27 protein-coding genes are annotated in these 25,782 nt (G+C 49.1%); 18 read left to right on the top strand and 9 right to left on the bottom strand.

Annotated features, from left to right (window positions below; translation table 11 throughout):
* The first annotated feature begins 84 nt into the window (after window positions 1-84).
* Complete coding sequence (locus tag ABD880_RS13930) at window positions 85-888, top strand: cyclase family protein (RefSeq protein WP_345167279.1); 804 nt, start codon at window positions 85-87, stop codon at window positions 886-888.
* A gap of 607 nt (window positions 889-1,495) precedes the next feature.
* Here ABD880_RS13930 and rpmA read toward each other — a convergent pair.
* Together rpmA and rplU are read right to left on the bottom strand one after the other, a co-directional pair.
* Window positions 1,496-1,801 (bottom strand): 50S ribosomal protein L27, encoded by a 306-nt coding sequence (gene rpmA, locus ABD880_RS13925; RefSeq protein ID WP_066507037.1) that lies wholly within the window; start codon window positions 1,799-1,801, stop codon window positions 1,496-1,498.
* A gap of 73 nt (window positions 1,802-1,874) precedes the next feature.
* The gene (gene rplU / locus ABD880_RS13920; RefSeq protein WP_160691947.1) at window positions 1,875-2,183 is read right to left on the bottom strand and encodes a 50S ribosomal protein L21; all 309 of its coding nucleotides are present in this window, start codon (window positions 2,181-2,183) and stop codon (window positions 1,875-1,877) included.
* Between the two features lie 714 nt (window positions 2,184-2,897).
* On the opposite strand from rplU, the gene ABD880_RS13915 reads away from it, so the two are divergent.
* The 4 genes from ABD880_RS13915 to ABD880_RS13900 all read left to right on the top strand — a co-directional run bounded on the left by ABD880_RS13915 (window position 2,898) and on the right by ABD880_RS13900 (window position 9,141).
* On the top strand, window positions 2,898-3,857 hold the full coding sequence (locus ABD880_RS13915) for a ribonucleoside-diphosphate reductase small subunit (RefSeq protein WP_066507041.1): 960 nt from the start codon (window positions 2,898-2,900) through the stop codon (window positions 3,855-3,857).
* 472 nt (window positions 3,858-4,329) lie between these two features.
* Window positions 4,330-6,711, top strand: coding sequence for a ribonucleoside-diphosphate reductase subunit alpha (locus ABD880_RS13910; RefSeq protein WP_345167268.1), 2,382 nt, complete (start codon window positions 4,330-4,332; stop codon window positions 6,709-6,711).
* 317 nt (window positions 6,712-7,028) lie between these two features.
* The gene (locus ABD880_RS13905; protein WP_345167265.1) at window positions 7,029-7,709 is read left to right on the top strand and encodes a hypothetical protein; all 681 of its coding nucleotides are present in this window, start codon (window positions 7,029-7,031) and stop codon (window positions 7,707-7,709) included.
* A gap of 589 nt (window positions 7,710-8,298) precedes the next feature.
* Window positions 8,299-9,141: a DUF3298 and DUF4163 domain-containing protein gene (locus ABD880_RS13900; protein WP_345167263.1), complete on the top strand. Its 843-nt coding sequence runs from the start codon at window positions 8,299-8,301 to the stop codon at window positions 9,139-9,141.
* Between the two features lie 80 nt (window positions 9,142-9,221).
* On the opposite strand, the gene ABD880_RS13895 is transcribed toward ABD880_RS13900, so the two are convergent.
* Complete coding sequence (locus ABD880_RS13895; RefSeq protein ID WP_345167260.1) at window positions 9,222-9,890, bottom strand: hypothetical protein; 669 nt, start codon at window positions 9,888-9,890, stop codon at window positions 9,222-9,224.
* 401 nt (window positions 9,891-10,291) lie between these two features.
* On the opposite strand from ABD880_RS13895, the gene ABD880_RS13890 reads away from it, so the two are divergent.
* A complete protein-coding gene (locus ABD880_RS13890; protein ID WP_345167257.1) occupies window positions 10,292-10,753 on the top strand; it encodes a hypothetical protein in 462 nt (153 codons plus the stop codon).
* Between the two features lie 122 nt (window positions 10,754-10,875).
* Here the strand turns inward: ABD880_RS13890 and ABD880_RS13885 are convergent, their stop codons facing one another.
* Both ABD880_RS13885 and ABD880_RS13880 read right to left on the bottom strand, forming a co-directional pair.
* On the bottom strand, window positions 10,876-11,682 hold the full coding sequence (locus tag ABD880_RS13885; protein ID WP_345167254.1) for a hypothetical protein: 807 nt from the start codon (window positions 11,680-11,682) through the stop codon (window positions 10,876-10,878).
* 282 nt (window positions 11,683-11,964) lie between these two features.
* A complete protein-coding gene (locus ABD880_RS13880; protein ID WP_345167251.1) occupies window positions 11,965-12,381 on the bottom strand; it encodes a hypothetical protein in 417 nt (138 codons plus the stop codon).
* Between the two features lie 618 nt (window positions 12,382-12,999).
* Between ABD880_RS13880 and ABD880_RS13875 the strand changes: the two genes are divergently transcribed.
* The 3 genes from ABD880_RS13875 to ABD880_RS13865 all read left to right on the top strand — a co-directional run bounded on the left by ABD880_RS13875 (window position 13,000) and on the right by ABD880_RS13865 (window position 14,714).
* Window positions 13,000-13,413 carry a hypothetical protein gene (locus tag ABD880_RS13875; RefSeq protein WP_345167249.1) on the top strand — a complete coding sequence of 138 codons (414 nt, stop codon included), beginning with the start codon at window positions 13,000-13,002 and terminating at the stop codon, window positions 13,411-13,413.
* A 169-nt stretch (window positions 13,414-13,582) separates the two neighbouring features.
* Entirely contained in the window at window positions 13,583-13,963 is a 381-nt protein-coding gene (locus tag ABD880_RS13870; protein WP_345167248.1) for an Hsp20/alpha crystallin family protein, read from the top strand.
* A 193-nt stretch (window positions 13,964-14,156) separates the two neighbouring features.
* Window positions 14,157-14,714 carry an Hsp20/alpha crystallin family protein gene (locus ABD880_RS13865; protein ID WP_345167246.1) on the top strand — a complete coding sequence of 186 codons (558 nt, stop codon included), beginning with the start codon at window positions 14,157-14,159 and terminating at the stop codon, window positions 14,712-14,714.
* Between the two features lie 72 nt (window positions 14,715-14,786).
* Here the strand turns inward: ABD880_RS13865 and ABD880_RS13860 are convergent, their stop codons facing one another.
* Window positions 14,787-15,029 (bottom strand): hypothetical protein, encoded by a 243-nt coding sequence (locus ABD880_RS13860; RefSeq protein WP_345167243.1) that lies wholly within the window; start codon window positions 15,027-15,029, stop codon window positions 14,787-14,789.
* Between the two features lie 169 nt (window positions 15,030-15,198).
* Here ABD880_RS13860 and ABD880_RS13855 point away from each other — a divergent pair, with 169 nt between their 5' ends.
* From ABD880_RS13855 to ABD880_RS13840, 4 genes are all read left to right on the top strand, one after another.
* On the top strand, window positions 15,199-15,945 hold the full coding sequence (locus tag ABD880_RS13855) for a hypothetical protein (RefSeq protein ID WP_345167242.1): 747 nt from the start codon (window positions 15,199-15,201) through the stop codon (window positions 15,943-15,945).
* Between the two features lie 183 nt (window positions 15,946-16,128).
* The gene (locus ABD880_RS13850; protein ID WP_345167240.1) at window positions 16,129-16,560 is read left to right on the top strand and encodes a GNAT family N-acetyltransferase; all 432 of its coding nucleotides are present in this window, start codon (window positions 16,129-16,131) and stop codon (window positions 16,558-16,560) included.
* Between the two features lie 86 nt (window positions 16,561-16,646).
* Window positions 16,647-17,342: an alpha/beta fold hydrolase gene (locus tag ABD880_RS13845; protein WP_345167238.1), complete on the top strand. Its 696-nt coding sequence runs from the start codon at window positions 16,647-16,649 to the stop codon at window positions 17,340-17,342.
* Window positions 17,335-17,754 carry a septal ring lytic transglycosylase RlpA family protein gene (locus ABD880_RS13840; RefSeq protein ID WP_345167235.1) on the top strand — a complete coding sequence of 140 codons (420 nt, stop codon included), beginning with the start codon at window positions 17,335-17,337 and terminating at the stop codon, window positions 17,752-17,754. The genes ABD880_RS13845 and ABD880_RS13840 overlap by 8 nt, the downstream gene beginning before the upstream one ends.
* Before the next feature lie 634 nt (window positions 17,755-18,388).
* On the opposite strand, the gene ABD880_RS13835 is transcribed toward ABD880_RS13840, so the two are convergent.
* From ABD880_RS13835 to ABD880_RS13825, 3 genes are all read right to left on the bottom strand, one after another.
* Entirely contained in the window at window positions 18,389-19,108 is a 720-nt protein-coding gene (locus ABD880_RS13835; RefSeq protein WP_345167233.1) for a head GIN domain-containing protein, read from the bottom strand.
* Between the two features lie 95 nt (window positions 19,109-19,203).
* On the bottom strand, window positions 19,204-20,244 hold the full coding sequence (locus tag ABD880_RS13830; RefSeq protein WP_345167230.1) for a DUF3667 domain-containing protein: 1,041 nt from the start codon (window positions 20,242-20,244) through the stop codon (window positions 19,204-19,206).
* Between the two features lie 144 nt (window positions 20,245-20,388).
* Entirely contained in the window at window positions 20,389-20,904 is a 516-nt protein-coding gene (locus tag ABD880_RS13825; RefSeq protein ID WP_345167227.1) for a hypothetical protein, read from the bottom strand.
* Window positions 20,905-21,064: 160 nt separating this feature from the next.
* On the opposite strand from ABD880_RS13825, the gene ABD880_RS13820 reads away from it, so the two are divergent.
* The 5 genes from ABD880_RS13820 to ABD880_RS13800 all read left to right on the top strand — a co-directional run bounded on the left by ABD880_RS13820 (window position 21,065) and on the right by ABD880_RS13800 (window position 25,690).
* A complete protein-coding gene (locus tag ABD880_RS13820) occupies window positions 21,065-21,490 on the top strand; it encodes a peptidase associated/transthyretin-like domain-containing protein (protein ID WP_345167225.1) in 426 nt (141 codons plus the stop codon).
* A 189-nt stretch (window positions 21,491-21,679) separates the two neighbouring features.
* A complete protein-coding gene (locus tag ABD880_RS13815) occupies window positions 21,680-22,405 on the top strand; it encodes a hypothetical protein (protein ID WP_345167222.1) in 726 nt (241 codons plus the stop codon).
* Window positions 22,406-22,481: 76 nt separating this feature from the next.
* The gene (locus ABD880_RS13810) at window positions 22,482-22,997 is read left to right on the top strand and encodes a hypothetical protein (protein WP_345167219.1); all 516 of its coding nucleotides are present in this window, start codon (window positions 22,482-22,484) and stop codon (window positions 22,995-22,997) included.
* A 184-nt stretch (window positions 22,998-23,181) separates the two neighbouring features.
* Window positions 23,182-24,714, top strand: coding sequence for an ArnT family glycosyltransferase (locus ABD880_RS13805; protein WP_345167216.1), 1,533 nt, complete (start codon window positions 23,182-23,184; stop codon window positions 24,712-24,714).
* The gene (locus tag ABD880_RS13800; RefSeq protein ID WP_345167213.1) at window positions 24,698-25,690 is read left to right on the top strand and encodes a glycosyltransferase family 2 protein; all 993 of its coding nucleotides are present in this window, start codon (window positions 24,698-24,700) and stop codon (window positions 25,688-25,690) included. Before ABD880_RS13805 ends, ABD880_RS13800 begins: the two co-directional genes overlap by 17 nt.
* Window positions 25,691-25,782 lie beyond the last annotated feature (92 nt).

Raw genomic sequence — 25,782 nt, 5'->3', positions numbered from 1 at the left:
GACTGAAACCAGAAGCAGAGAATTCCTGCTTCTGGTTTTCCGTTTTTAGCCTATTTTAGCGAAAACAGCCCAAAAACGCCTGCCATGCTTTCAGCTACCGCCACCATTACCTACCAAGGTCAAGCCTATCAGTTCAATCCTTTGCAACCGCTAGATATCTCTTTGCCATTGCAAGCCGGGCCAGACAACGTGAACTGCTTTTGGGCCGAGCCGGTGCAGGTAGACACCATTGTGGTAGGCAGTTTTGTGGGCAGTGTGGCCTTGGGCGGCTCTACCAATTACCAGCGCGTGCACCTCACCCCGCACGGCAACGGCACCCACACCGAGTGCTATGGCCATATCTCGCCAGACCCCGCCGCCACCTTGGATAAATGCTTATCTCGGTTTCTATTTGTAGCGCAGGTGGTGTCTGTTACGCCGCAACAACAGGAGAACGGTGATTTAGTGGTGATGGCTTCTGATGTGATTGCACAACTGTCTGTAGAGAATTTACCAGAGGCTTTAGTGTTGCGGACCTTGCCCAACTTGGATGCTAAGCGTACTGCTCAATATTCAGGCACCAATCCTACTTATATAGAACCAGCATTGGCTCACTTTTTAGCGGATAATGACGTGGAGCACCTGTTGTTGGATTTACCGTCGGTGGACCGGGAAGAGGACGGTGGTGCCTTGTTGGCGCATCATGCGTTTTGGCAGTATCCAGAGACTACCCGGATTGCTTCTACTATCACGGAGTTGATTTTTGTGCCTGATGCGGTGGCAGATGGTTGGTATCTGTTGAATTTGCAGGTGACTAGTTTGGTGTTGGATGCTAGTCCTAGTAAGCCGGTCTTGTATACCTTGACGCCGGCGACTAATAGTGAAGGTGCGCTTCCTAGTTTGCATTGATTTTTTAGGAGCTTCTTCGTCCCCCTTTGAAGGGGGTAGGGGGATGACATTTTAGTCCTGAATTCTGAGTTCTGAGTCAATTCGCCTCAACGCCATTAACCTAATCCGCCGTTGTTGGTGTTCTCACCAACGACTCAGACTGCCGCCCAAGCCTCTACCTACCAACGCCGCTCTCCCAAATTCCCTCTATCTTACTTTCTGCCCGCGTCTGTCACTTTTCTCCTTGATGAGAAAAGTAACCAAAAGAATCAAGAGCCCCCGAACTCGCTGACCGCTCGGACAGGGCGGGGGCTCGGAAAGGTGCACCGTGAGAAGCTGTCTGTTCCATCGTAAGCTTACGCTTCTGCCACTTGACAATCCATTACTTTCTCCCTCGGGCAAAGAGACTTAAATTGACCAGTCTCTTTGCCCTCGGTCAAGGGCGGGCGGGTTGCTGCTGGAGACGTTGCAATGCCTGCATCGCCCAGAAGGGCGGTGGAAACAAAGGAGCGTTTTTGGCCTGTTTTCTAGAAAACAGGCCAAAAATGAAATACCGTAAACGAAGAAAGCCAACCCCTAAGGAGTGGCTTTCTTGAAATCTAAATCTAACCTTTCGGCTAGGGGTTGCTTAGGCAGTAACTTCTTCAGAAGGAGTAGTAGATACTTTAGCAGCTTCTACTTCTCTTGGAAGAACAGATACGTAAGAACGGTTCTTAGCACCTTTTCTGAACGCAACTACACCATCCGTCAAAGCGAACAAGGTATGGTCTTTGCCAATACCTACGTTAGCGCCTGGGTGGTGAGCAGTACCGCGCTGACGCACGATGATGTTACCTGCAATGATGGCTTGGCCACCGAAGATTTTAACGCCTAGGCGTTTGGAATGAGATTCGCGGCCGTTATTAGAACTACCGACACCTTTTTTGTGAGCCATTTCTAGTCTATGTTAACCCCGGTAAATACACCGGGAATAGGTTCTACAATAATTTTACTTCCCTTTCGGACAATTAACCAATGGTGTTGATCAACACTTTGGTGAACTGCTGACGGTGACCGTTTTTCTTCTTGTAGCCTTTTCTTCTTTTCTTCTTGAAGATGATTACTTTGTCAGCTTTAGAGTGGCCCTGGATAGTTCCAGTCACTTTCACGCCGTCCAAGAACGGAGCGCCTAAAGATACATTACCATCATTGTCAGTCAAAAGAACATTGGCGAACTCTACGGCGTCACCCTCATTGCCGGAAAGCTTGTTTGAGTAGAAGAACTTACCGCTCTCTACTTTCGTCTGGACCCCAGCGATTTCAACAATTGCGTACATCAGCTTACGTTTATTTTAAAAAATTGAACCGCAAAGGTAAGCCCATCTCCTAATATATGCAACTACTGCGCCTTTATTTTTAATTGAAGCAAATCCCTCTAGTTTCTTGGTTCTAAGCACCTTGCAAGTTTTCCAGCCCCTGTGGGTAACTCCTGTGGATAAACTAAATTGATATTGATGCTCAAGCACTTACGCGTGGACAAGTCAAAAGAAAATCTGCCCGCACTGAATAGCCGGGTAAGATGGGAGCCTACATGCCACCAAAAGCGGTCAAATGCGCCGGGTGGCAAGGCTGTCTAAACGTAGCAGAAAGAACAGAGAATGTCAAGTGCACAGTGCTATTTTTTCTTTCTTTTTTCACGTAGCTACATGAGCCTTCTTTTATCCATTTTTGGAAGTTGCAACCCCGTCTTACTTTACTAAAAGATACCACTTCCATTCTATTAAGTTTTCCATATATTAGGGCTTTCTAATTTTGATAAAATTTCAAAATACTGGTTTTCAAGCATTTACAATGTGGATAACTGTGGTATAAGAAATGGATAAATTAGACCTCTGGGACGGGGCGGTCAACGTAAATGTCCCTATATTTGAAATCTCAAGCCGGAGCAGACCAACCTCCTTTTAAAGGTTTCTAGTCTACGGTGCCCTTAGGAAACAGTATCCTGAGCACCCTCCACTCAACCAACAGATTCACCATTTTAGTAACCGCTTATGGAGCCTATTTTACAAGAGAACCCTAACCGCTTTGTCCTGTTCCCCATCCAGAATGACGCCGTGTGGCAGATGTACAAACAGGCCGAAGCCAGCTTTTGGACCGCAGAGGAAATTGACCTGACCCAGGACAACAAAGACTGGGAGAAACTAAACGACGGCGAGCGTCACTTCATCTCGCACGTGTTGGCGTTCTTCGCGGCCTCAGACGGAATCGTGAACGAGAACCTGGCCATCAATTTCATGCAAGAGGTGCAGATGCCAGAGGCGCGTTGCTTCTATGGCTTCCAGATCATGATGGAGAACATCCACTCTGAGACTTACTCTCTTTTAATAGACACTTATATAAAGGACCCGCAAGAGAAAGACCGCTTGTTCAACGCCCTGGAGACCGTACCGTGCGTGAAGAAGAAAGGCGAGTGGGCTCTTAAGTGGATCAACTCTGAAAACTTCACCGAGCGTTTGATTGCCTTTGCAGCGGTAGAGGGTATTTTCTTCTCTGGCTCCTTCTGCTCTATCTTCTGGATGAAAAAGCGTGGTTTGATGCCAGGTCTTACCTTCTCTAACGAATTGATTTCCAGAGACGAAGGATTGCACTGTGATTTTGCCTGCCTGCTATACTCTATGTTAGTAAACAAGCTACCAGAAGAGCGCGTACACAGCATCATTAGAGACGCGGTGGCCATTGAGCAAGAGTTTGTGACAGATGCCCTGCCGGTAGACCTGATTGGAATGAACGCAAAACTGATGAGCCAATACATTGAGTTTGTGGCTGACCGCCTGCTAGTTTCTTTGGGCTGTAGCAAGATTTACAATTCCGCCAATCCATTTGACTTCATGGAGTTAATCTCCCTGCAAGGCAAAACCAACTTCTTTGAGAAACGCGTGGCCGAGTACCAGAAATCTGGCGTGATGAGCGACCGCGACTCTAACGTATTCTCCCTGGACGAAGACTTTTAGTCTGTTCTCCTTTCATCGCCATTGAGCAGTCCGGCTTTCGTTTTTGGGCTGATTTGGCGAAAACAGGTCAAAAACGCCCAATAACAGGTTGGGTTCTGCCTAAGACAAAGCATTTATTTCCAAGCAATATTTTCTTCTTCGTCCCCCTTTGAAGGGGGGTAGGGGGATGACAAAGCGGGTCTTGAAACGATAATGTTTGTTTTTAGAATGAAGAAAGATTCTCGGGAATGTGAGCTTAGCTAGAGTGAATCATCCCCCTACCCCCTTCAAAGGGGGACGAAAGAGTAGCAGTCTTTAAAAACAGAATCCGTTTTTGGGCTGTTTTCCAAAAAAGAGGGCAAAAACGCTTAGTGGACGGCTAGGCAGATTCAACTAGATTTCCATTCAATAAAGTACCGCCTGGCGCTGTTGGCGCATGGCAATAGATATCTGGGATGACCCCAATCATCCTTTCACCTATATAGTGTAGCGTATGTTAGTTGTAAAGAGAGACGGCCGCAGGGAGTCGGTCAAGTTTGATAAGATCACGGCCCGCATAGAGAAACTGTGCTACGGCCTGAACATGTCGTTTGTAAGCCCTATTGAGGTTGCCAAAAAGGTGATTGACGGGATCTATGATGGCGTCACTACGGTGGAGTTGGACAACCTGGCGGCAGAGACCTCGGCGTCTATGACCACCAAGCACCCAGACTATGCTATTCTGGCGGCGCGCATTGCCATCTCCAGCCTGCACAAGGTGACCCAGAAGTCTTTCTTCAACACCATGAAACAGCTCTACACCTATGTAGATCCTAAGACGGGTGAGAATGCTTCTCTCATTGCCAAGGACGTGTTTGACATCATCAAGAAAAACGCGGCCATGCTAGACTCTAGCATCATCTATGACCGTGACTACAACTATGACTACTTCGGGTATAAGACCCTGGAGCGTTCTTACTTGTTGCGCGCGCACGGCAAAGTGATTGAGCGCCCACAGCACATGCTCATGCGTGTGGCGGTGGGTATCCACAAAGAAGATATTGAGTCGGCTATCATCACCTACAACTTAATGTCTGAGAAGTGGTTCACGCACGCTACGCCAACTCTTTTCAACGCCGGTACGCCTAAGCCGCAGTTGTCTTCATGCTTCTTGTTAACCATGAAAGAGGACAGCATTCCGGGTATTTATGACACCTTGAAAAACTGTGCCTTGATTTCACAGAGCGCGGGTGGTATTGGTTTGGCAGCGCATAACATCAGAGCCACGGGTTCTTACATCAAAGGCACCAACGGTACGTCTAACGGACTGGTACCAATGCTGAAGGTGTTCAATGACACGGCCCGCTACGTGGACCAGGGCGGCGGAAAGCGTAAAGGCGCCTTCGCTATTTATCTGGAGCCATGGCACTCAGATATCTTTGATTTCCTTGACTTGAGAAAGAACCACGGTAAGGAAGAGATGCGTACCCGTGACTTGTTCCTGGCTCTTTGGACGCCAGACTTGTTCATGAAACGCGTAGAAGCCAATGGCGACTGGAGCTTAATGTGCCCGAACGAGTGCCCAGGCCTTTCTGACACCTGGGGCAAGGACTTTGAGCGTTTGTATGAGAAATACGAGAAAGAAGGCAAAGCCCGCAAAACCATCAAAGCGCAGGAGCTGTGGTTTGCCATTCTAGAGTCTCAGACCGAGACGGGTACCCCGTACATGTTGTTTAAAGACCACGCCAACGGCAAGTCTAACCAGCAGAACCTGGGTACCATCAAGAGCTCTAACTTGTGTACTGAGATTATTGAGTACACAGACGCAGACGAGATTGCCGTGTGTAACCTGGCCTCGCTTGCCTTGCCACGCTACATCAAAGAAGAAAACGGGGTAAAGAAATTTGACCACGACAAACTATACGAGGTTACCTACACCGTCACCAAGAACCTGAACAAGGTGATTGACGTGAACTACTATCCGGTGCCAGAAGCCAAGAAGTCTAACATGCGCCACCGTCCTATCGGGCTGGGTGTGCAGGGCCTGGCAGATGCGTTCTTATTATTGAGAATGCCGTTTGAGAGCGAAGAAGCGGCCCGTCTGAACAAGGAAATCTTTGAGACCATTTACTACGCGGCCATGACGGCTTCTAAGGATTTAGCCAAAGTAGAAGGCACTTATGAAACGTATGACGGTTCACCTATCAGCCGTGGTATTTTCCAGTTTGACATGTGGGGCGTGAAGCCAGAAAGCGGTCGTTGGGACTGGGAAGCCTTGCGCAATGAAGTACTAGAGCATGGTGTGCGTAACTCTTTGTTAGTAGCCCCAATGCCAACGGCTTCAACGTCGCAGATTCTGGGTAACAACGAAGGGTTTGAGCCATACACGTCTAACATCTATGTGCGCCGTGTGTTGAGTGGCGAGTTCATGATTGTGAACAAGCACTTGCTCAATGACCTGATTGCCTTGAACCTCTGGAATGACCAGATGAAAAGCGCCATCATCTCTGCCAACGGTTCTGTGCAGAACATCCCTAACATTCCGCAGAACATCAAAGACCTGTACAAGACGGTTTGGGAAATTAGCCAGCGTACCATCATTGACATGTCTGCCGACCGCGGCGCGTACATCTGCCAAAGCCAAAGCCTGAACCTGCACGTGTCTAACGTGAACTTCGGGAAGCTGACGTCTATGCACTTCCATAGCTGGAAGCGCGGTTTGAAGACCGGTATGTACTACCTGCGCACCAAAGCCGCCGCAGACGCCATCAAGTTCACCGTTGAGAAACAAGCCGCCGAAACCCTGGCCCCTATGTACAACAACGTAGAACAGAACCAAAGCGACATGGCCTGCTCTCTGGACAACCCAGACGCATGTGACGCTTGCGGTAGCTAAGAAACAGAAAGAGGAGGCCTAATCGCCTCCTCTTTTTGTTTTACATATTCCGGACTTCAACTTTTAAATATTTTATTCATTCTTTAGACAGGAAAGGCTTTTCTAGAAGAAAAAACTAGAGATAAAAAAAAGAGAACGCCACAGTAGCAGCATTCTCTTCAATAGGATAATAGCTTGGCGGCACTTAGGGCTCTTCACCCTAATCACTTATCCTTTAAGTCTTGCAAATGTGTAGATTAATCTGACAATCTACAAGTACGACGACAAGCGCTACTGGTTTTTATAATTTGAAATCAGTGAAAACATATAATAAGCTAGTGAAGCAAAAAATTGAAAGGACTTCACCAAGAATCACAGTTAACAAAATGGGAGAGTATCCATTTGCTTCCCCAACAAGACGTTCAAGAATTATTTATGATGCAAAATATCCAAAGAGTTTTATAACCGCTAGATATTCTAAAGCTGAAGCAAGTATTAAAGAATTCTTCTTGAATAAGTATAGGGATAGAAAATTAATCACTCAATCTATTGAGGAATTAACCAATCTAAAGCCCACTTCAAAATATCATAATGAAGTAATCTATTCTTGCATAGAAGCTTTGACCGAATTTTTGAAGTTCATCGAAGGTTCAGAGTTAGTTGAAAATGACAAGGATTATTTTGATGGGATTAGCAAGTCTGCATCCATCAAGATTTCAGGAGTAGAAATTAGTATACGACCAGAAATCTTGATTCAAGACAAAGGCAAAGTAACAGGAGGTGTTAAGCTTTATTTTGCAAAGACATATCCATTAACCAAACCTTCCGCAGAATTCATCGGAACACTTCTCATGAAATATTTGAAGGAGCAAACTGGCTCTGACATCAAAGCCAGAAACTGTTTTGTCATTGACATCTTTAATAAGACAATCTATACTGCTCCAAAAGCATATTCAAAAAGGTTGTTAGAGATTGAAGCCGCCTGTGAGGAAATATCAAGCAGATGGAGTTCTATTTAGTTTTCTAACTATGGAAAAAGGAGGTCATGGGTGGCCTCCTTTTTATTTCCTCTCACATAATTTGGTTTCAGGTTATTCCCAACAAAACAGGCCAAAAACGAAATAGGAGCATTACATCTACTACCACACTGCTCCTTTACCCAAAACAACCTTTCCACCCTGTCATCCTGAAAGGATCTTGGTAGCGAACTAGACATGCCTTTGCCAAGCGAAGATTCTCCCTCTAAGGTTGCACAAACGAGCGTTTGAGGCACCGAGCGCAGCTCATTATAGGGGTGCTAACATCAGTGTATTAAAGCAACAGAGAGCAATACGTCAAAGACAAGGCAGTGCCTGGTCTCTACAATGAAATCTATACTTACCGGTATAGCGCTTATTCAACTACCTATCTAGCTTGCCCACAAGATCCTTTCAGGATGACAATAGTGGGAAAGATGGCAATAGCGGGGAAGTTGACAGTACCTGGAAATGGTATTAAATGAGATTCATGCTTGAACGCCAGCTTCAATTCACGCCAAGTTTTTCCTATCATCCCTAGTATTTCCGGCTTCCTCCGTATAAAACGCAATAGTACCTTCGTTCCTCAAGTATGACTAAGTATTTTCCTGCGTTGTTGTTTCTATTAGGTGGTCTGGTGGTTTCGTGCCAGTCGCCTAGCAGTGAATCTGGCGAGGCGCCAGCAGTTTCTGCCACCGCTGGGCCTCAGGAAGCCGAGGCGCTGACGTTTATTTCGCAGCGGGTGACGCGGCCAGAGAAGCCATGCCCGAAGGACAGCTGTGCCGAGGTGGAACTACAATACCTGGTGGCCAAGGGAGAACCCGCGGCCCTGAGAGACTCCTTGAACCAGTACATGCAACGCTACCTGATGGGCCTACAGCTCATGCACAATCCAGACGCCAGCTTAGCACCCAGAGAGGACGCCGCCGTCCTTGTCGCGGATCAGTTCATGGAACAGCAGGCCACCTTTAGAAGAGATTTCCCAGATGCCGGCGTCAGGGCAGGTTGGTACTTGACGGTGTCTTCTAAGCCCTTGCACCAAACAGATAAGTTGGTTTCTTTGCAGATAAAACATGAAGGCTACAGCGGCGGCGCACACGGCTATGCCATGACCACGTTACAGACTTTTGACAGCACCGGCCACGCACTCAAGATTACAGAACTGGTCACAGACACGGTACAGCTCAGGACACTGGTGGAGCAGGAGTTCAGGAAGGTGCGCAAACTGCCGGCCACCTCCTTTAGACGGCAGGGCTTTTACACCCAGCGGGGCCGCTTGCCGTTTCCGCAGAACGCCGCCCTTACGCATGAGGGGCTGATGCTCTATTACAACGCCTATGAGGTGAACGCCTACGCCTTCAGGCCTACCCAGCTGCTCTTGCCCTATGCGCAATTACAGATGCTGCTCAAGCCAGAATATTTACCCAAAGTGTAATTCTAATAAAGAGAGAAGGCGTGGTAGCATTTCGTTTTTAGCTTAAAATCTAGAAAACAGGCTAAAAACGCCATCTTCTTTCATTTAGGGAACATCGCAAACATAAGCCCCAGCGACACCACCACCACTACGGGTACCAAAGCCAAGAGAATCCCAACTCTGGCGGCCTTTCTATCCTTGGCAAATGCCTCGGGATCTGGGCTGCTGGATATTCTGGACAAGGCCGTACCATAAAAGAGTGCGCCCGCCAAGGTTAAGAGCAGGTAGCATCCTAATAAGAACCAGGCGCCACTTAGTAGCTGCGCCCCGCCAATTAGGCCTACAAAAAGAGCCGTGAAACTAGAGGCCAGGCCCAAGCTAATTAACCTTCGGATTGATTTTTCTTGCGGCGTTTTCTCCTGCGTTGCAGAAACGCCTGGAGAGGAAAGCTTTTTCATATGAACCTGGCCCTGAACAGGAGGCGCTTTCATCAATTGTACAGTGATTGGAGCAGGGCCGGCTATTTGCCTTGAGGCAGTACCTACAAGTTTCTGGGCCAAAGCAACGGGTGTTGGTGGAGCCAAAGAAGCCTCCACTGGAGAAGCCAAATAACGAGCCTCTACCTTGTCTACGGTTGACTTAATCTGTGCTGTAGCCATTGGAGGGGCAAAGTAAAACGCCTCGCGCTGGGCACACCCAGACAGTATCAGCAAAGAGACTACCATAGAAAGTAAGCACACCCCGCAGGGAGAAGACGCTGGTCTTTTCATCTTTACAAGATAAGAAAATAGTGACATTACTATATACGCCGCTACCGCTAGGCTATGTGATTTTGCCAGGCCCAGGCAAATCGTTTTTAACCTGAATTCTAGAAAATAGGCCAAACGCGATTATACTTTTTCATGGTTCGTTCCTTTCTGCTAACCCTGCACTTCCAGATTTATACCATAAAGAGCGCTGGAGAAGATCTTTTCAGAAACGCCTCCAATCATTTTAATACCTTACAAAACAGCACTTTACAAACTTACCCACAGACCTGGGGATAACTTTTGCAGTTGTCAACTACAGAAAACGGCCAGGTGCTCGTTAGTCTAGCAGTTCTGGAAAAGGTCACTTGATGCCTGACCAGGAAAGCAAATTATTTGTAGTACCAACCATTATTCCCCCTATTATGAAAATTACCCGTTTTTTAGCCCTTGCCTTATGTGTTGGCGTATTCTCTGCTTGTGAGAAGGATGAAGATGAAGTGGCCAACAACCTGCACCACCAATGGAAGGTGTACTCCACCAAAACGGTGAAGCGGGGCGGCAGCGAGGCCTGTGCCTACCAGACCAAGCCCTCAGACATGGACTTTACCCCGGGCGAGAACTGCCAGTATGATGACGTCTATGATTTTACCAACACCCGGGATCTGCTCATCACCAATGGCAACAACAAATGCGACAACAATGAGCCGGCTACCGTCAACAAAAGCTATGAGCGCAAAGACAACAAGCTGATCATTGCCGGCCAGGAATACACCATTGTGCGCCTTACCAAAGACACGCTCATTCTGGACTATTGCCTGCCACTGGCCCCCATCACAGGCTTCACTAATGCCAAGTTGGGCATGAAGCTGGTTAGAAATAAGTAAGCTTTCAGGCCCCTTTAAAAAAGCTTAACAAGAAGCGGCCTTCCGTTTTTGACTTGTTTTCTGTAAAACAGGCCAAAAACGGAAGGCCGCTTTGCTTATAGCAACACCCAGATTCCTTAGTGCTAAAACTGATACGTGAAGGTGGTCTCCAGGACCTCTCCTTGGTCTGAGGTAGCGGTTCTCTTGACGGGCAGGTTACGCTCATTGTACTGGTACGCAAACACCGTGACGTGCTGCTCTCCGGTGGCCAGCGTGGTGGTTACTTTGCCGGGGTTGTTGCGGTGCAGGACAATGGTGGGCGTGAACAGCAGGCCAGTCATGTGTTGCACCCCGGTTTTACCGTCATAGTCTGTGTACTTCTGGGTCTGGGCAAGAGTCCACTCACTGGCAGGGTTTACCTTTTGGTAGTAGACAATCTCTGTGACGTTGCCAGTGGCGGCATAGGTGTAGGTTTGCTTGCGGGTGGCACGCGGGGTCTCTGCGTCTGGTCCTTCTTTGTAAAAACCGTAACGCGTCTTTAACTGGCGGTTGCCGTCATACTCAAAGGTATGGTACCTTTCTACCTGGCCGTTGATGAGCTCTTCTACCTTGTACAACAGGTTCTCTGAAGTGTAATGGTAAACATTTTCTGTGTTGGTGCCAGAGCCTTGGGTGACTATGTAGGCTAAGCGGCGCCAGGTGTCAAAGAGCACGTCACTAGAAGAGGTGGTATTGCCGTTAAGGGCATACGCACCTTTGCCGGTGATCTTGGTGAGCCAGCCTTGGCCGTTGTACACAAACTGGCGTTCATCTCCCTGCAAGGTGCTAATCTGGGTCAGGTACACGGGTCCCTGCGCAGGATCTACGGGCGTGGGTTCTTCCAGGTCACAGCTAGCCAGGGAGAAGGCTAAGAAAAAGACGGTGGTGAATAGACGTACAGTTAGTTTCATGAGAGCTTGTAGCGTGGGGGATAATGGTAAATGATTACCACTAAAAAGAGCCCAAAGCCTGCTCAAAGGTTGCATGCCTCCCAGCACCTGCGCCCACAAAAAGTCTACGCCCCTAGAAAACAGGCTGCACAATACGTCCAGACCGCTAATAGCCCAGCATGGCCCTCATCAAAAAAATGTGGCTTGGTAGATTTTGGGTTGCGGAAAGAGACGGTCTACCTGCTCATCATTTTTGGCCTGTTTATAGAGAACCAGCCCAAAAACGCACCTACGTAATGTCTATTAGAAATCTTGCAGGAGCCACTCTACCGCCGCCTCCTGCTCCCTGAAATCACACAGCACCAAGTTAGCGGTGTCGCCGGCGCGTTCAATGATCTGCGCTATGGACTCAACGTGTTGCACGTCTTCAGAAACCACCGTGGCCATGCGCCGCAAAGAACCCGTCAAGATCTGGGGCACGGCGTTCTGCAGAATCCATAGCTGATCTTCTTGGGAGAAGGCGCGCATTTTGCGGTTGTCTGCCAGCCAACGGGTAAGGCCGTAGCGTTCTACCACGTAGGCGCATAGCAAGATGGCTTCACGTATCTCTTCGCTTCTCAGCTTGCCTTGCCAGACCGCCATGCCCAGAGACTGCTCCTCATCATACTTGATGGTAACGGTATGGCTCTCATAATACACTTTGGGCAAGGTAAGTAACATCTTTCATTCAGTTTTAACCGCTTGCAAACGCAGGCGGGTGTACACGGCAGGGCCGGACTTTATTGGTATGACCAGGCAGAAGCGCATATAAAAGGCGTTGCTGCATCTGGATTCACTAATCTACTCCTATAATGGACGATGTATTTCTGTAACGGTTACATCTGTCCCGGTCATCTTACAAGCAAGCTACTTTGAGCAACCAGAGCAAGATTCCTCTGTATAAGCGCAGGCCCGCCAATATGTTTACGCCCTGTATACTTCTCTTTCATCTTTATATATCTGGGTCCTGACAGGTAAGCGCAAGGCAAAGGATAATTTATAAAAAATCTCCTTATTACCCTTGCCGCTCACTAGCTGCTCAAGGGCTGGTTAGCGTTTGGCAGCCGGCAAATAGACGTATGGGCTTTTATGGAAAACACAGAGCAGGTGGAGACCTGGGCTTCAGCAGAAATTAGCATTCACCGTAAAACTTGCATGATTTTTTAGGCAAGAGGCTGTTTTTTATCTAAAAACCAATGAAATTTGCTGTAAAAATGCGGGTACCTGCATAAAATAAGCGCATTATTTCATAGATTTACTTTCTATGCCTCTCACTGAGGCGCAATACCTTTTGCTTTTATGCTTGCACAGGAACAGTCTACCGTACTTCAATTTGGCCAAGCGTCTCTGCGCCTGGTGTATGATGCCCAGAACGGCTGGATTTATGGTGACTGGATTGGCGTTCACTCGCTCAACTCCATCCAGAAGGGCATGAACACGCTACTGGAGTGGATTCAGCAGACGGGTGCCAGTAAATACCTGAGTGACAATACTAACATTGTAGGCGGCTGGAACACGGCCAATGAATGGCTAGCAGACGTCTGGACGCCCATGGCGGTAGACGCCGGCATGCGCTACGTGGCGCACGTCCTGGCGCCGGGCATTTTTGGGCAGATGTCCATGGAGGCCCTGGAGCCGCAGATTAACAGCCTGGTTACCATTCAGCTGTTTGACTCTGTAGCAGACGCCCAGCATTGGCTTTCTGAGCAATAAGCCCAGCTTCTTTTTTCTTCAAAACCAACTTCCTGCCATAATGCCATTTATGACACAGCACTGCTTTGCCATTTTGTCTTGCATCTTGGCTCTTTAATCCTTGTAAACGCTCTGGTACGGGCTTTGCAAGGTCTCCTGTATCTGAAATAGAGCATTTAGGAGAGAAACCATGAAGTTGATAAAAGATAAAAAGTTCTTACAGAACATTGCCCATTACATAGATGCTACCAATACCGTTGGCGGCGGCGTCATTCAACCCCAGGTACGGTTAGAAAAACGCAAGAAAGAAGCAATTTTGCAGATACTGCTTCCGGGCGTAGAGGCAGAGCAGTGCCAGGTGATTCTAGACAAGAACCAGCTGACCGTCATGGCCCTGCATCAACAGGACAGTCTTACCGCCACGCTGGCGCCCTTGTTCCATCAAAACTTTGTGCTGCCTGCCAATATTGACTACGCCCAGATGCGGGTGGTGCATGAAGGCCGGGAGCTGCGGGTGTACTTGCCTTACCTGCCGGGCGGCCCAAGATTATTGGACATTGAACAGAGGTAAAAGAACAGAATACGTATAACAGAGTTGAGCCCAGCACGATTTAGTCATTAACAAGGCTGGACGTTTCTGGGCTCTTTTCCTGAAAACAGGCCAAAAACGGCCCTTGCGCAAAAACCTGCCCTTTACAAGAAGGCGCAGACACTATCTGGATTTGTTGTTTTATGTAACCTATTCAACCGGAAAGGAGAAAATTATGGCCATCCAACGTTTTAACAGCGGCTTTGATGACATGATGCCGCAAAGCTTCAGCACCATGCTGGATCGTTTCTTCCAGGATTCTGTCAGCAACCGGGAGCGTATGAACCGCTTTACCCCGCAGGTAGACACCTGCGAGACAGAGAAAGGCTTTGAGATTGAGGTATCCCTCCCCGGCCTTAAGAAAGAGGACATCTCCCTGGATTTCCAGCAAGGCAGGCTGACCATCTCTGGCGAGCGCCAGTTCAACCAAGAGAAGAAAGAGAAGCGTTACCACATGGTAGAAAGCCAGTACGGTTCGTTCTCCCGCTCCTTCCAGCTGCCAGACGTGGTAGACCCCAAGAATATAGAAGCCGTCTTTGAGAATGGCGTGCTGAGGGTGACCGTGCCGAAAGACGAGCAAAAAACCTCCCGCCACCGCATTGAGGTGCGCGAAGGCAACAATGCCGGCGCCAACATGCGGCTTGAAAACAAAGACAGAAACCAGTTTGAGGAAGCCAACGCGCCTATCAAGGAGACCGCTTCTGCTAGGAAACAGAAAAGCAACCAGCATTAAGCTGTGTACCACCTAAACAGAAGAGGCACCCTTTGCAGAAAGGGTGCCTCTTCTGTTTTTACAGGACAAGGGTTATGCTTCTAACCTATCCTTGCCCATCGCCTCAGGACCACTATCTTGAGGCGGTGGGTACGCAGGCCGCGTCACCTTGGCCCCAGCTTTTAAGGACTGGTCCTCATGTAGTACACCCGTGTTGTTTCTTACGCCAGTGCCCGAGCCCGACGTTTTAGCAAGGTTTGTGAAACCCGCCCGGCTGGCATTGTACTCATAAAGGGTGATGACCAACGCAATGATCAGTAGTATTGCCAGCGTCATGAACATAGCCGTACAAGTAAGTAAAACAGTAGACTTAGGCTTTCTTTTACTCATCCACCTGACTGCCAGTTGGCAAAAGCGCAGGAAAAACATCCGTCTTTACCCCGTTTCCGTTTTTTATGTACCTTTAATCCAATAGGCCTATGGCTTATTTCGTTTGTATAGAGCTATGATGAAGAAACTGTTTTTACTGATACTGTTGACATGGTCCATCACAGAAAGCGTGTGGGCCCAGGACGTGAGCCAGCCTTATTTTATAGAACTGATGACCGGTGAGCGCATCTACGCCAGGCGCATCCAGTTCAAGAGCCCGCTGTTCAAGCAGAACTACTTTCTCCTGGATGACTCACTGCAATATGCCCCAGAGCGGGTGCGCTACTACCAGACCCAGGACGGTTTCTTTGCCAGACTCAACGCCAACGGGCGCCGGCACAGTGACTTTGCCCAGCGCGAGACCTCTGGCAAAATCACTACCTACTTTACCTACCGCACTGATTATAGCGGGTATGCGCCCGGCGTAGGCGTGGGCATGGGCGGCATTGGCGTGGGCGGCTATGGCTACGGCTACCCTACGCAGCGGCGGGTGTACTACTTTGCAAAAGAAAACGGCCCCTTAGAACCACTCTCTTACAAGAACCTGCGGGTGGCCTTGTCAGACAACCCCGGCAGCATGGAGAGCCTGCAGAAGTATAAACGCGGCCAGAACATTCAACTGGGCATGTACGTGGCGGGCGGCGGCTTGATGCTGGCCGGCATTCAGCAGCAGTTCAGGTCTGGCCCAGAGGGTGGCAACAAGATTTCGCCGCTGTTTTTTGTGGGCTTGGGCGTGACCTTGCTGCCGCAGGTCATACGTCTGGTTAGAAAAGACCAGCTCTCTGAGGCCATAGACCTTTACAACTACACGCCGGTCAACTAGGCAAAGCAACCTACCAGCTGGCACCATAGGTCATCATTCCCTGGAGTGGTGACCTATTCTCTTTTTCAAGGGCGGGCTTGTTCATTCGTTACCTCTAGCCGGTTGGGTAGCTGTTTGCTGTTATATTTGCAGAGAAGCCCTTGACGCTGCGCTGGTCTTCGTTCCTTAATTTCTATACCATTCGTGATTTCTTCCTTTACCATACGGCCCATCACCAGTCATCAGGAGATGCTGGACCAATACCGGCTCATCCAGTTGTTGAACCCGCACATGACGCAAGAGCGGTACACCCAGCTTATTGACCAGATGCACCCCAGTGCTTACAGGATGGTGGGCTGTTTTCAGGGCGATGTCTGCATAGGCCTTTCTGGGTACTGGATTGCCACCAAGCTGTACAGCGGCAAGTACCTGGAGATTGACAATTTTGTGGTAGATGAGCCGTACCGCTCGAAAGGCGTGGGCAAGCTGCTGCTGGACTGGCTGCTACATGAGGCCAAGGCCCAAGCCTGCGAAACCGCCATGCTGGACGCCTACGTGGTCAATGCCCCGGCCCACAAGTTCTACCTGCGCGAAGGCTTCCAGATCAAAGGCTTTCACTTCTTAAAGAAGCTGTAATCACGGCATGCTGTTTTTAGCCTGTTTTCTGGAAAAGAGCCCAAAAACGGGTTTTGCATTACGCGCAGGTTCTGTAATTTGCTGACATGAAACCACTTCTGCTCTTGCACGGTGCGCTGGGTGCCGAAAACCAGTTTGAGCCCCTTCTGTCTCTGCTTCCAGACACGGTGCCGGTGCATTCCCTCAACCTGCCGGGCCATGGTGGCGCCCCCTTTTCTGATGAGGCTCCCTTTACGATGGAGGCATTCGCTGATCAGTTGTTGCAGTGGCTACAAGAGAAGAACCTGGGTCCGGTCAATGTATTTGGCTACAGCATGGGCGGCTACGTGACCCTGGAGGCGGCGCGGCAACAGCCCCAGCACTTCGGGCAGATTTTTACGCTGGCCACCAAGTTTGCCTGGTCTCCAGCAGGCGCGCAGCATGAGATTGCCAAGTTGCAACCAGACGTGGTCCAGGCAAAAGTACCTCAGTTTGCCGAAGTCCTCAGACAGCGGCACGCCCCGCAGGACTGGAGGGAGCTTATGCGCCAGACGGCGCACATGATGCAACAATTGGGTGCCCAGCCCTTGCTCACCCCAGAAACCCTAGCCCAAGTACAAGTGCCCGTGCGCGTGGCCGTGGGCGACCGCGACCAGATGGTGACCCTGGAGGAAACCGTGAACGCCTACCGAAACCTGCCTACGGCCCAGCTCCAGATACTGCCCAACACCAAGCATCCGTTAGAACAAATACACTGGCCCTTGCTCACGCAGGCACTTACCCATTACTTCGCTTATGCTTAATCCTCTCCGGTTATTGCTGAGACGCACTTTTCTGTCATTCAGCCTGCTGGCCCTTGTATGGCTGAGCAGCTGCGCCACCACTGGCCCGGCCCTAGGTGAAAAAGGCTATAAAGAAAACGGAAAGGCCAGCTACTACAGCAACAAACTAAGCGGCAAGAAAATGGCCAACGGCCAACGGTACAGCCCCGGCAAAAAGACTGCCGCCCACAAGAAACTACCCTTCGGGACCAAGGTGCGGGTTACTAATCCAGAAAACGGCAAATCTGTGAAAGTACGCATCACTGACAGAGGTCCCTTTACGCCCGGTCGCATTCTGGATCTTTCGCTCAAAGCCGCCCGGCAGCTAGACCTGGAGAAGGCGGGTGTAGCCAAAGTAGAGATGGAGGTGGTGAAGCCAGCCAAGAAGAAATGATGATTGGTGACTGTTTTGTTTTTGGCCTGTTTTCTGGGAAATAGGTGAAAAACGGGTTTGATGGTTGATTGCTGATTGTTAATTGATGTCTCACTCAACTACCCCCGCCGTTGTTGGTGTTATCACCAACGACCCAGCCAGCCTTCCCAGCCGCTGTTTATCACCTACAAGAACTTTGGTGCACGCAATTGGCTATGCCTGAGAAGGTTCTTCCTTCCGGTGCCCTTATGCCCATTGTTGCATTGTCTCCGCTAAGCGCTCGCGGCCGCGGGGCCCCGTCTTCCCGCCTCGCGCTGTACCAGCTTGCCTCTTCTGCGTAGGGCCGCTTTTATCTGACTAGCCCGTCTTGCTCTGTAGTGACCGCCGTCCTGCCAGAGGCGGCAACCTGCTTAGGCGACTCGCCGGAAAGACTGGAACTGGTGCGGGTAGTAGAAGCTGTTACTAAATGGGGATTCCCCTTGAGGGTTGCCCAAACGGGAGTTTGAGGCACCAAGCGCAGCTCTAAGGGGGATGTTTACCCAAGGAGACAAATCAATAACCAAAAATCAGCGATTCTTTAAAAGAAAAAGCCCTGGCAGCGTGTGCTACTCAGGGCCTCTTCACCTGTCAAGGATGCTATTGGAAAAGGAAAGGATTAGAGTGGTTTTACTTTGCCCATGCCGGTGTGCTGCACTTTAGGAGAGCCTTTGTAGCCCACGCTCATAATGCCAGAGGCGTCTACTTTGAGTTCTTTAGAGGCAAACACTTCGGCGTTGCCGGCGCCAGAGGCATCTAGCGTAAGATATTGGGCCTTGAGCTCGGTGGCTTTGAGGTTGGTGGCTCCAGACATATCCAGCGTCACTTTATCTGCCGTACCGCGCAGGGTAATGTCAGAACCGCCCGCCAAGTCAACGTCCAGTTCTTTCAGATTCAAGTCCATATCTAAATGCATGCCGCCGCTGGCATCCACTTTGAGGGCAGTTCCTTTTAGGGGGTTGGTAGTAGAAAGTTTAATGCCGCCGCTCAGGTTCAAGGTCTTTAGGTCTTGCACCGTGATGTGCAGCTTCAGACCCTTCGCCTTTCTAATGTTGACATTGTTCTTTGCCGCTATGTGCAGCACGCCATTGCTCACCTTGGTTTCTATCAAAGGCAGAATATTGGCGTCACCCTCTAGCTTCAGGGATTCTTTGCTGCCTTGGGTGATAAAGACCTCATAGCCGCCACTGATGGTTAAGCCCGTAAAAGCTTCCACAGCTCTGGTTTCAGATTTAAGGGTTCCGTTGCCCTCTACCGCATTGTTATCTTGCGCCTGTGCGCAGGAAGTGACCCCTACAAAGGCTAGAAGGAGAAATAAGAAAGCAGTATTTTTTTTCATGGTGGTATTTTTAAAAGCGAACATAGTGTGGACCATTTCCTTAATAGATGCCGTTTCTGCCCGAAGGTTGCACGACCACCCCAAAATTTCTCTACTTAGAATGCAGCACTGATTCCCAAGCCCACCAAGCCCGTGAAGAGACCCACAATGCAGTACAAGAACACCAGTACAAACATATTGAAGAGCGTGCGCAGGTACGTTCTATGAAACACGCGCTTAAGGCCCAGAAACAGGTACACGCCCACCAGCAGGTTAAACCACGCCAAGATATAGGCCGGTGTGTGCAGGTACTCCAACAGCATGTAAATGATGAACAGCAGAAACACAAAGCAGTGCAGGTGTATACTGAACATGAGGTGCTCCATGTAATACCGGCGGGCCTTGTAGAATACCAACTTGGTCAAGAGCGCGAAGATGGGCATGAGCACAAACATGAGCACAGACCAGTACTTGAGCATTTTGGTAATGAGTTGGTCATGCGGCAGTTTTACCAAATGCACTCCTTTGCGCATGGCAGACCGCGTGTACCAGTTGGGCGTAAACCCGGCTTCGCGCACCAGAGAGTCTATGGTAGCCTGCGGTGCAAACTCAGAAACGCTTCCCATATCCCCCACATCCAGCGAAACGCTCCCGTCTTTCTTGCCTGCTTTATTGGTAACTTTCTTTAGCGAGTCTTCCAAGATGGCCGCTTTAATCTCTGCCCGCATTTTCTCCTTGTCAGCGGGACTCATCATGGAGTTCTCTAGAAAGCTGTAGTCAATATTCTGTTCCTGCTGGGCAATGCTACGGTTGTCGTGCTCATTAGACATGTGGCCCACGCGCATGGACAGCAGAAAGAAAAACACGAAGTTGATGAACACATACAGCCTAATGGGCGGCACGTAGTCCATGCGCCTGCCCTTATGAAACTCATTGGTGAGCTTGCCTGGGTAGAACAGTAGGTACTTGATGGTAGTCCAGAACTTGGTGTCGTAGTGGATGGTGCCTTCCAGCACCTCTAGCGCCACGTGCTTAAAGGGCACGTTAAGGTCATGGTTCTCCTGTCCGCACTTGGGGCAGAAGTTATCTGGTTCGCCCTCAGAGAAGGTGTAATTGCAATTGGTACAGACAGGGTACTTGCGCCGATGCTTGGCCATGGGAAAGGAAACTTGCCAGAAGTATATAGAATAACAGCAATATACTAGTTGCCAAGAACAAAACCGGATGTGCCTATCGTTTTTAGCCTATTTTCTCAAAAACAGCCCAAAAACGATCCATCTTCTTAGTTTATAGGAGCAGACCTACGTTCTGATGATGCCCGCCGGTCCCACGCCCACGCTCTGCCCGGGGTTGACGTTGGAGAAAAGGCGCCAGAACAGCTCTTCGCCCAAGACGCCCTGCGCTGGTTGTATGTGCAAGACCACCCCGCGGCTTAGGGCAATGCGCACTTCGCCTTCTGCCGAGGCCTGCACCTGCCACACTTTTAACTCCTCTGCCGGCCGGCGCACCAAGTCCTGTAACTTGCGGTCGCGCAGGTTGGCACCGGGTACCATGGGGTCAAAGTTGGGATCTGACAAGGCCTGCGTGTCTCTGGGAATCTGGGCCTCTTGGTGGTCAATGGTGATTTTACCGCCTTCCTCTACCTGCCAGAAGCAGCTCACCTCCAGGGTCCAGGCGCCCACGTCCAGAATGAGACCGCTGCTATTGGTCACGTGCGCCCTCCCAAAATGGAAGTATTGCACATGCCCCAGCCGGGTGGTTTTGGTCAAGGGAAGTTCCAGCAGTTGCTGCCATTCAGGGAAGTTTTGCTCGCTCATAAAGGTGCCTCACGGGTCTGCCCCAAAGGTACAACAATCCAGACATTTGCGGTTAGGCCGTTTTTAAGCTGTTTTCTGGAAAAGAGGCTGAAAACGGTTGTAGCTGTAAGGAAGATAAGCGTATGTTTACTGGCACGCGGTGGCGTGCTTACTATGTAGTATGAATATATTTTTCAAGTCTGTCTTGTTTAGCCTAACGTCATTCATACTAATTGGCTGCATTGAGAAAAACCAAAAAGACATAACTGTTAGCGGCAGTATAACCGATAACCTGAGTGGACAACCAATAGAAAATGCCAAGGTAACCGTACTTTGTTGGTATGATGCAGGATGGGAAAAGTTAGATTATGAAAGCCAAGACTTAATGACTGACCCGAATGGCTTATATGAGGTCACTTTTAAAGAGGGTTATAAAGTCATAGTTGCAAGCGTTGCACCTGAACACAAGAAAGTTATGTATCAATTAAACACCCTGAGTGATTCTAGAATAAAGGTTGATCTAGAGTTACCTAGGGACAGTATATCTAAAAACACAGCAGTAATAAATCTGAAGGATTACATTTTAAGTGATGTGAACAGTTGGTGAAATAAATTGAGTAAAACTCTTAGCATAGTCTCCATTGGCCAATGGCCTTGCAAGCCTCATGCACAAGTCCGTTATAAGTAAAATAAAATCATGGGAAATTGGGGAACAGCGATATCGTCAAATGACACGTACGCAGACGTATTCTACACTTTTTTTGATCTGTATAATAAGGGCCTGTCAATAGATAACGTGACTTCTCAAGTCCATTCTCATTTTCAGGAAGAAAGAGAAAGCTATGAGGACTCTAACAATTTCTGGTTTGCCTTAGCAAAAGCCCAATGGGACTGCGGCCGTTTACAGAAAGATGTACTGGATACAGTCACCCAAATAATAGTTACCAAAAAAGACATCCACCTTTGGGAAGAACTTGAAGCTGCCAGTAGTGACATTAAAAAACGTGAAAAAGTATTAGAAGCATTTTTAGTAAAACTTCAGGCAGCCAATCCAAAACCCAGAAAACCTAAAAAGAAAGTAGTACGGAGCGCCATCTTTAAAACAGGAGACTGCCTAGTGTTTCCGTTACAAAATGGAAACTACGGTGGCGCCTTTGTTTTATATGATGAACGTGATACCGAGCTTGGTTTAAATGTGCTCGCAGTAACAACCATCAACAAGCAAGACAAGCCAGAACTAGAAGACTTCATCACGACAGAAGTTCTAGTACAGAGAAATAAATCGCTAAGGGAGTATGATAGAACGGTTCTGCAATATTGCTACCCTCAACACTTCAGAAAAAGCTCAGTACCATTTGAGGTTATTGGGCATTTACCTGTTTCTAAGCCGTTTGAACAAGAGAAACATTTAATGAGTGCCGCCCGCTGGGATTTCATTCCAAGTTACCTAGACAATCAGAAAGAATACGAAGAGAAGAACGGAAAGCCTACATCACAAGTCATGTTATCTGATTTCAGGTAAAGAAACTCAATGCCTACCCGCATCTTTACGGCAGTTCTGCCACTGCTATGATAAATATGCTGGCAAATACGCATTCATGAAGGAATACATTTTCAAATTCAATTTTATAGTTCCAATTCTAAGGATGGCCTTCCTTGTTTTTTCAGGTGGAGTGGTGATACTTATGGTTTCCTTGATTATAGAAAAGGAATGGACAAGCCTTGCAGAAGATGCCGCGTTTATTTTTTACACGCTCTTTATGATTTGGTTTTTCTCTCTAGGAGCTTATCAAATGGTAAAGGGTCTGCTTACAGAAAGCCTATGGATTAAAATTTCTGAAGAGCAAATCATGATCAGGAATCTGGCACTGCTGAGAAAATATGCCCTGACCAAAAAAGATATTTCTAGTATCTACCCCTCCAGCAAAAGTTTAGGCAGAATCACTTGGAATACCATCATCATATTCACCAAGGAAGGGAAGAGCTATGAGCTGCTCCAATTCAATTACTTTGATTTCAAGAAGCTAATGGACTTCTTTATATCCTTTGGGTATAAAAAGCCTCACTCAGACGTGAAAGACTATTACTCTTTGGTATGCAAAAATGAACAGTAAGCAAATGCTCTATGAACACCACCGTCCCCAGCTTTCTCGTATTGTTTTTAAAGCATTAGTCACACCACGCCTATACTTCCTGACCTCGTTTTCGGCCTCTTTTCCAGAAAACAGGCTAAAAACGAGATCTGCTCCATACCGCTAAAACCAATATATTAGCAGGTAGAACCAGCTCCTCTTCCTCTTGAAACAGACCAGCAGCCTTTTGGAACCAGACACGGCAGAAATTTCTCCTGTCCTTCATGAAAAATACGCGTGGGCAGGTAAGTACTTCAAATACTTGGTGCTGGCTGTGCTGATGGTGGTACCGTTGTTTGGGTATCTGGGTACGCTGCCCATTAGGCTCTGGGACGAGTCCAGGCTGGCCAATAACGCCTTTGAGATGTATGACACCGGTCATGTGCTGGTGACTACGTTTGAGTACAGCCCAGACATCTGGAACACCAAGCCGCCACTCTTGATCTGGCTGCAGGCCGGGCTGATGAAGGTGATGGGCGTGAACGAATGGGCGGTCAGGCTGCCCTCTGCCGTGGCGGGCTTACTCACCTGCGCCCTGCTGCTCTTCCTCTCGCTCCGCTACCTTAAAAGCTTCTGGTTCGGGTTCATTGCTATTCTGGTGTTAATCACCGCCGAAGGCTACGTGACCGAGCACGGCACCCGCACCGGCGACTATGACGCGCTGCTGACCTTGTTCACCACCCTAAGCGCGCTGGCCTTTTTTGCTTACTTTGAGACCAAGCGCATCAGGTACCTCTACTGGGTGTTTGCCGCCACGGCCCTGGCGGTCTTGACCAAGAGCATTGCCGGGCTTTTGTTTGTGCCTGCCCTGGGTTTGTATGCCATCATGAGAGGACAGGTACTGCCCTTACTCAAAAACAAGCATTTCTATATTGGGCTGGCGGGTTGCTTAGCTGCCATTGCTGGATATTATCTATTGAGGGAGGCATCCAGCCCGGGTTACTTGCAAGCGGTCTGGGACAATGAACTGGGCGGACGCTACCTGCAGGTCAATGAGAACCACCCCGGCGACTTCTGGTTCTATTACTACGGTTTCTCAGAACTGAAGCTAACGGCCTGGTACCTCTTGGTGCCGTGTGGCTTTGCCGTGGGCTTGCTCCTTAAGAAGGATCGCATGAACCGACTGGCGGTATTTTGCGCAGTGGTAATAGTTTGTTTTTTCCTGGTCATCTCCATTTCCAAGACCAAACTGCACTGGTATGACATTCCGCTGTACCCGTTTCTGGCCATGCTCATTGCCATGCTGGTTTATACCGTGTTTGACTGGCTACGCAGCTTAGCGTGGGCGCACCAACACATGCGCTACAACGTCTGGCCCTTTGTCTTTCTGTTTGTACTGGCCATTAACCCGTACCGCAAGACCCTGGAAAGAACTTACACCCCCGAAGAGCATCCCGGCGACAAGGTCTTTTTTGACATCGGCTATTTCTTGAAAGACGCTTTAAAAGGAAAACAAGACATTACCGGCCAATCGCTTTTGTATGAAGGCTTCAACACGCATAACCTGTTCTATTTGTACGCGCTCAGAGACAAAGGCACGCGGTTGGATTTCCAGGACTGGACCAACCTTAAGCCCGGCGAACGGGTCATTGTGCCGCAGGAGCACATCAAGCAGTACGTGCGCGAGCATTATGACCATGAGGTGGTAGAAGAGATAGGCACCATCACCAAATTCAGGATTCATGGAAAGAAACAGTAACGTGGCTATCTCTGTCATTGTGCCCATTTACAATGAAGAAAAAAACCTTCCTGAGCTGTACCGCAGGCTGACAGACACGCTCTTGGGTCTGGGTTTGCCGTATGAACTGGTTTTTGTGAACGATGGCAGCAAGGACAACTCGCTTTTAGAAATTCTGCGCCTAAGCCAGACAGACAGCGCTGTGTTCTACGTCAACTTTAGCCGGAATTTTGGTCACCAGATTGCCGTGACGGCGGGCTTGGATGTTTGCCGCGGGGCCTGCGCCGTGATCATTGACGGTGACCTGCAAGACCCACCCGAGCTCATCGCAGACCTTTACCAGAAGTACCAAAAAGGCCACGAGGTGGTCTATGCCAAACGCGCCACCAGAAACGGCGACAGCTTCTTCAAGAAGACCACTGCCAAGCTCTTTTACAGAGTCCTGCGCGCCTCCACGGCCACAGACATTCCGCTGGACACCGGCGACTTCAGGCTCATTGACCGGAAGGTGATCGACTACTTGAAGCAGATGCCCGAGCAGAACAAGTTTCTGCGCGGCCAGATTGCCTGGCTGGGCTTTAGCCAGACGCACGTCCTCTTTGACCGGGACAGCCGCAGGCATGGCACGTCTGGGTATTCTCTGGGCAGAATGCTGCGTTTCGCCATGGACGGCATTACGGGTTTCTCAGACGCGCCGCTACAGTTTGTCACGCGCCTGGGCTTCACCATCTCGGCACTGTCCTTCCTGATTATTCTGTATGCCGTTTACAGCCATTTCATCCTGCACCGCACCATCACCGGCTGGACCTCGCTCATCATCAGCTCCATGTTCATTGGCGGCGTGCAGCTCCTTTCGGTGGGGGTCATCGGCGAATACGTGAGCCGCATCAACCGCAACGTCTTAAACCGTCCGCTCTACATTGTGCAAGGCTCTAATCTCAGCCAGAATGCGGTCGCAGTGAACGGTGGCAGCCGGGTGTCGGCCACTCATATGTAGGTGTTGTTTTTGGGCTATTTTCAGCAAAACAGGCTAAAAACGCTAATTGATTTTAGGAGATACATAAAGAATTGATGCTTTGCCAAAAATAT

The organism is Nibribacter koreensis (genome assembly GCF_039541795.1).
Lineage (GTDB): Bacteria > Bacteroidota > Bacteroidia > Cytophagales > Hymenobacteraceae > Nibribacter > Nibribacter koreensis.
The sequence above is the reverse complement of the archived record's forward strand: the minus strand, read 5'-3'. Positions and strand labels throughout refer to the sequence as shown.